Here is a 5,878-nt window from a genome sequence, read left to right on the forward strand (position 1 = left end):
TAAAACGTGTACTTCATGAGCGATTCAAAGTCAGCCACTCGACACTTGAAATGGAGCTAGACGGCAGTGTTTGTATCGACACCAGGCAGGCCGACAGTCATCGCAGCGAAGCATAAGCCTGCTTTGCGCTCACCGCTGTTGCTAGACAGTTATCTCGATATCAACGGAGTGAACTTGCGACATCACTCGTTGGCGCTATGTCTTCGACCAGAGACATGCTAGCGGCATGTGGCCAAAGCAGCTCGTCACGAGGAGATCAGGCTAGGTCGTGGCACCTTCGGCGGGCTGCAGCGACGAGCAAGCCCCGCCAGTCGCTACCGCCGCGGACGCTCAGAGCCAGCGGCAGACTCGTGCGCGGTAGCGAGCGAATGATTCGCCGAACAGCGCTTCCAGCGCCGACTCTTCGGGTTCGATTTGGAAACGATTCATGTAAAGCACGAAGGCAACCACGCCCAGCAGGGTAAAAGGCGAGGCCAGGGCCAGCGCGCAGGCCGTCAGGCTGATGGCGAAGCCCAAATACATGGGGTTGCGGCTGTACTGATAGATGCTAGCCTCCACCAACACCGAAGCCTGCTGCGGCTGCAATGGATTGACAGTAGTACGTGCGCGGCGGAACGACAGTACGCCGGCGAAACACACGCCGAGCCCCAGGAACAGTACCGGCAAAGCGAAGGTCAGGCGCTCGGTCCATGCCAGTTCGATGCTCGGCAATCTGGGTCCCGACAACCCCATCAGCAGAGCGATCAGGACCGCTACGAGCAGCGGTGGCACGCGGTTCTCCAGCGCGCTCATAGTGTCATTCCCGTGCCTTGGCCACTTCGCTGCTCACTAATCGGCGCAGCGGCTCCGGGCCGAACTCGCTGAGCGCACGACCATTTACAAAAAAGGTCGGGGTGCCACGAATCCCAACGGCCTTGACGTCCTGCATGTCCGTTTCAAGCACGGCGTTGACGCTAGGCGTATGCATGTCCTGGCGGGCCTGCTCCAAGTTCAAACCGACGCCCTCGGCAGCAGCCCATGCCTGCATTACCTTGGGGTCGTCGTGCCAACCGGGTTGGGTCTCCAGCACAGCCTCCAGCACTTGTTCATGAAGATTTTGCTTGCGCGCCGCCTCAAGCATCCGCGCCACTTCTTCCGAACCTTGATGAAACAGTACATAGCGCAGCACCAGACGTACATCTTCCGGGTTCTCGGCGAGGATCTGCTTCACATAGGGATGGAAGGCGCGGCATGCCTCGCATGAAGGATCGAAGAACTCGACAATGGTTACTGGCGCTTGCGCTGGGCCGAACACTGGCGAGTGGAAGCGAACCAGTTGGCCACGGTTCTGTTTGGGTTGTGTCGCGGTCTCTTGGGCTGTCGAACCGGGAGCTTGGGCCTGTTGAGGTGACTGCGACGGAGAATAGAAGAATGCGGCGGCGGCAAAAACGGCCAGGAGCACGGCACTGATGATCAGGACCACGGAACGGCGATTCATGGAGTTGTTCTCCGACGGATGAGAATGAGCAGGATGGCGATCAGGATAAAGGCGAACAAGGCGAGTGCCGGCAGGGGCACCACGCCGAAGAGTGTCATTCCGGCGCCCGAGCAGGATGGACCGGTGGCCGTGCAGGGCTGGATCGGCTGTGGAATCAGCCCTGCATAGAGCAGCGTGTGAACAAATGCCAGCGCCGCACCGATAACGGTCAGCGGTAGGGCGTAACGCCAGACTGTGAAATCCGAGCGGTAGCAGGCGATGGCCAGGATCACCGCCAGCGGAAACATAAAGGCGCGCTGGAACCAGCACAAAACACAGGGTGCCTGGCCCATCACCTCGCCAATGAACAGCGCGGATAGGGTCGATACCAGTGCGACCAGCCAGGTTAGCAGCAGCAGGTTCCAGGTCATGCCTGAACGTTGAGGGTTCATTGCGGTTAGCTCCTGGCGGTGACGAACACTTGCGTCAGACTCGCCTTCCGGTTATTTCGAAACACCATGCTTCCTCTTGTCGGCAAGACTTGTTGGAGCGTTGTAAACCTCCGCCCACCGGCACAAGCGAAAAGCAACCAGGCAGCCCGCTGCGCAACCAGCCTCAGCGCTGGGTTAAATTCGATGCCAGTGCGAGAATGTCGCCCTTGCGCAACAAGAGAAGATATCAGATGTCGCGGGACTGGCTGGAAGAACATCAGATAGCATTTTATTTCGCGGCGGTGGTGGCCGCTGCCATTGCAGGTTTGAGCTCTGCGCAATTCACCGGACTGACGGCCATGGCCATCACACCGGCGATTGCCGTGCTGATGTATGCCATGTGATTACGTGGTGGTCTTCACCCACCTGGGCAAAGGAGACTCTCGTCTGGTGCCCGCGGCGACGCCATTGCTGCTGTTGCTTCAGCTTTTGCTGCTGCCCCTCTACTTGCAGCTAATCCTTGGTTCCGAAGCCGGCACAGTGATCGAGCTGTGGCCCTTCGCAGAAGCATTCCTGTTACTGATCGTCCTACCCTTGGTAGCGGCTGTGCTCACCGAATTTGGCGGGCGCCGATCTCAGCTGGTTCGCGCATGGAGCGCAGGTTGGGCCTGGCTGCCAGTGCCTGCGATGGCCCTGGTTCTAATCGTGGTGGTGGGTTCGTAGATCGCGGCCGTAGTGTACCAACTCGACATCCTGGCGCCGTTGCTTCCGGTATACGGAGCGTTTCTATTACTCGCTCCCGCCCTCGGCGTACTCAGCTCCCGGCTATTTGGTTTGGAGGCATCTGCCTCACGGGCAGTAGCCTTTAGCTCAGGCACTCGCAACTCGCTTGTAGTGCTTCCCCTGGCCCTAGCGCTCCCAGAGTCCATTCGCGAGCTGGCTGCAGCGGCTGTGATCACCCACTCGTAGAGCTGATTGCTGAGGTGATCCATTTACCGGCGATCCTATCCATGGTCAGGAACAGCTGAGTCTTGTCGAAATCATCCAGAGTGCTCATGCCTCGTGGATTGGTGCGAGATTTATAAGCGGCGCAAGGAGGAGCTGAGCAGTGCGAGCCCAGGAAACCAGCGCTTCAAGATCCATCTGTAGAGATTCGGCCTCTGCCCAGATACAAGCATTCTCGGCAGGCACTGTAAGAGCGATGCCCTCAACTATCGTCAGAGCCATCGCATGCAATCTCAGCAGCTCGTCGCGGATGGCGGTGGCTCCGCCCAGTTCCAGCAAGCAGGCATCCAATCGATCAGCCAGCCAGAGCAATTGAGAGGTGTCGAAGGCGGCGCGCAGGTTTTCCAACGCCACCGCATCGACTTCGCCGTACGGCGTAACGCGAAAGGACGGGGGAGGAACATTGATCATGTGGTTTTCTCGGTATCTAGCTGGCGAGGTGTGATCACCCGCAGCGAGCCGGCAGCTTGTTGAAACACCGAGTCCTTGATCCAGGGCTCCGGTGGCCGGTTGAGCTTGAGGTTGAATTCGCCGAAGCGCTTGACGTTGCTGGTCTGGTAGGGGCTGAGGAAGGACACGTCCTCGTCGGTGAATTGCCAACCCTCTCGGGCCAATTTCTGCAGAATGCGCATCATATCCACAGTGTTCTGCAGGATCACCGATGAGGCCATCATGTCGTTGTAGCGCAGACGTTTTTGCTGTTCGTCCGGATCGTTCTCAGCAATCACGTCGCCACCGAACGAAAGCCACTTCGAGAAACCGTTGTAGGACTCGATTTTATTGGTGTTCGCAGTGACTTCCTGGCGCAACTCGCGGCTACCGATCCAGTTGAGCAGGAAGATCGTGCGGATCACGCTGCCCAGTGCCTGGGCGGCGTGGTAGAGCTTGTTGCGCCGGCTGTAGGAGCCGAGTTTTCGCAGCAGCATAGGCGAGGAGATTTTGCCGGCCTGGATGGACAGCGCGACCTGCATCAGATCTTGCCAGTGAGTTTCGATCAAATGCCAGTCGGCAGTGTCGGTGAACAGGCGGTTGATATGCTTGTAAGACGCGCCGCGATCCGGCCGGCACATCACCAGGTCACGCCAGTTGCGTATGCGCGGCATCAGGTTGATGCCCAGCAGATGGGTGAAGGCAAAGACGGTCGCCGATTGCCCCTGAGTATCTGAATACACAGTGTCTGCCTCGACACTCAGATCAGCCTTAAGCAGCCCCTCAATTACGTAAATCGCCTCCCAGATGCCAGGTGGGATGAAGTGCTGGAACACAGCGATGTAGTTGTTGGCCACGTGCCGATACACACATGTCACCCGATCGCAGCTCGCTGGCCAGGTAGGAGAACACGCAGACTTCTAAATAGCGCCGGTTGGTCGGTGGCCCCTCACTGGCAGGACGCCGCCCACATTGATCACCGACACACCATGCTTGGTCAGGTCTTTTCCAAGCCTACGCGCAATGGCTGGCAGAAGGATCGCCTCAGCATCGCCCTCCACCACCAATAGTCCTTTGGCGAAGAACAATCCTGCTTTCGTGACGTCCAGGAAGCGACTGAGGAATCGATAGTCATCGGCGCCCAAGCAGGTCTGATCTTCAGCCAGCGAGAACGCGCGCCCTCGATGCATGAGATCAAGATTCTGGATCGGAATCTTTGAGCTCAGATTCGGGCTGTGAGTGGTCAGAATCACCTGAACCGGTCTCAAACCGTCCGCAGGTTTCGCGGCCTTCTCAAGAAACTCCATGAGCTGCAGTTGCCGCTGCGGGTGCAGGTGAGCCTCAGGCTCTTCTACCAATAGAAGCGGCAGGCCGTCTGGCTCCTTTCCAAGCAGGAGGAGCTCGCAGGCCATAAACAGTACGTTGTTTGAGCCCAAACCATAAACGCCCCGGGACTCGCCCGAAGCGTGATCAAGCAACCCGAGTTCCAAGCGCTCAAGGATCTGTTTGAGCCTCGCATCCTCGGTACCCCCCTCGCCGAAACTGATACGGCTTGTCAGGGGCTGTCCCACAAGAGAAAGCGGGGCCAGGTAGTTCTGGTTAATGGCATGTTCAGCACTGACGATAGCGCTGTGCTTGTTCACCAGATAGCGCATGTAGTCGCCCATGCCAGCAATGCTCAACGCTTCTGCATCGACGGGGCTAGCAGGCGGGGTCGCGGTATCGAAAGCGCTTCCGACATCGATGCTTGGGAAGCTGCTCAAGACCTGAGAGAGCCGGGAATTTCGGCCTGGCGACATCTCGCGCTCTGCATCACGTAATGGTTTCAAGTACGCAGTGGCGAGCAGAAGACGGGCCCCTGCATCCAGGGACGGCCCTTCCCCATTCTCACCAGAACGCACTGAAATATCCACCCATCTGCGGGTTAGAGTTGAGCCTTGGACACGCGTGGCTGACCAATGGATGTGTAGACGACCTACGCCGTTTTTGTAGGTGACATACTCAGCGAACGCTCCCAGTTCGGCCTTACTCAAACCATCTAATGTGCACCTCAGCGTGATGGTACTGGCCTGAGCTCCGCTGTCATCGATATGGAAGTCTTGGAGTTGAAGCTTCAGGTATTCGGCATCACGGGTTTGCAGTACATACCGGATCGCATCGATGACGGCTGTTTTGCCTGCGTCGTTTTCCCCGACCAACGCGGTAACACCTGGGTTGAAGGTGACTTCCAAGCCACAGTTAGCCTGGCCAAACTGGCGGAAATTTTCTAGTTTCAAGACGGATAGATACACGATTAGGCCCCCTGTTACTCATGACGAGGCAGGGACGCCTATCTTGGCCATTTCCGCCAACGCAGTACTCATCCCTGATGAAAGGTAGCTATATGGCATGATTTCGCAGGCGAAACCAATCCCCTGGGATGACTGTCCGCTCCTGGCCCAGAGTGTGTAAAAACATCCCGGTAAACCCTTGCTATGATTTCCGAGAATCTCATCGCAAGGGACGCCCATGAAACGGTTTATCCAGGGTGAACATCGAGGTCAAAGCACCTTACTTC

At 57.7% G+C, this 5,878-nt stretch carries 5 protein-coding genes and 3 pseudogenes; 2 read left to right on the forward strand and 6 right to left on the reverse strand.

The window, feature by feature from the left end:
• Window positions 1-116: pseudogene (locus tag ACN0VI_RS15455) on the forward strand (cation transporter); the annotation flags it as partial.
• 214 nt (window positions 117-330) lie between these two features.
• Here the strand turns inward: ACN0VI_RS15455 and ACN0VI_RS15460 are convergent.
• Genes ACN0VI_RS15460 through ACN0VI_RS15470 form a run of 3 tightly spaced genes read right to left on the reverse strand, consistent with a single transcriptional unit; the run spans window position 331 to window position 1,908 of the window.
• Complete coding sequence (locus ACN0VI_RS15460; protein WP_073301120.1) at window positions 331-792, reverse strand: methyltransferase family protein; 462 nt, start codon at window positions 790-792, stop codon at window positions 331-333.
• 4 nt (window positions 793-796) lie between these two features.
• Entirely contained in the window at window positions 797-1,477 is a 681-nt protein-coding gene (locus ACN0VI_RS15465; RefSeq protein WP_073301119.1) for a DsbA family protein, read from the reverse strand.
• Entirely contained in the window at window positions 1,474-1,908 is a 435-nt protein-coding gene (locus tag ACN0VI_RS15470) for a disulfide bond formation protein B (RefSeq protein ID WP_172830714.1), read from the reverse strand. Before ACN0VI_RS15470 ends, ACN0VI_RS15465 begins: the two co-directional genes overlap by 4 nt.
• A 230-nt stretch (window positions 1,909-2,138) precedes the next feature.
• Here ACN0VI_RS15470 and ACN0VI_RS15475 point away from each other — a divergent pair.
• A pseudogene (locus ACN0VI_RS15475) lies at window positions 2,139-2,915 on the forward strand (arsenic resistance protein).
• Window positions 2,916-2,940: 25 nt separating this feature from the next.
• Here the strand turns inward: ACN0VI_RS15475 and tnpC are convergent.
• The 3 genes and pseudogenes from tnpC to ACN0VI_RS15490 all read right to left on the reverse strand — a co-directional run bounded on the left by tnpC (window position 2,941) and on the right by ACN0VI_RS15490 (window position 5,612).
• On the reverse strand, window positions 2,941-3,303 hold the full coding sequence (gene tnpC / locus ACN0VI_RS15480) for a Tn3 family transposase post-transcriptional regulator TnpC (RefSeq protein ID WP_073301118.1): 363 nt from the start codon (window positions 3,301-3,303) through the stop codon (window positions 2,941-2,943).
• A pseudogene (locus ACN0VI_RS15485) lies at window positions 3,300-4,187 on the reverse strand (Tn3 family transposase); the annotation flags it as partial. The pseudogene ACN0VI_RS15485 and the gene tnpC, both read right to left, overlap by 4 nt.
• A gap of 54 nt (window positions 4,188-4,241) precedes the next feature.
• Window positions 4,242-5,612 carry an ATP-dependent nuclease gene (locus tag ACN0VI_RS15490; protein WP_231975560.1) on the reverse strand — a complete coding sequence of 457 codons (1,371 nt, stop codon included), beginning with the start codon at window positions 5,610-5,612 and terminating at the stop codon, window positions 4,242-4,244.
• Between the last annotated feature and the right edge of the window lie 266 nt (window positions 5,613-5,878).

Origin of the sequence: Kangiella sp. (genome assembly GCF_048265365.1) — a bacterium.
GTDB lineage: Bacteria > Pseudomonadota > Gammaproteobacteria > Enterobacterales > Kangiellaceae > Kangiella.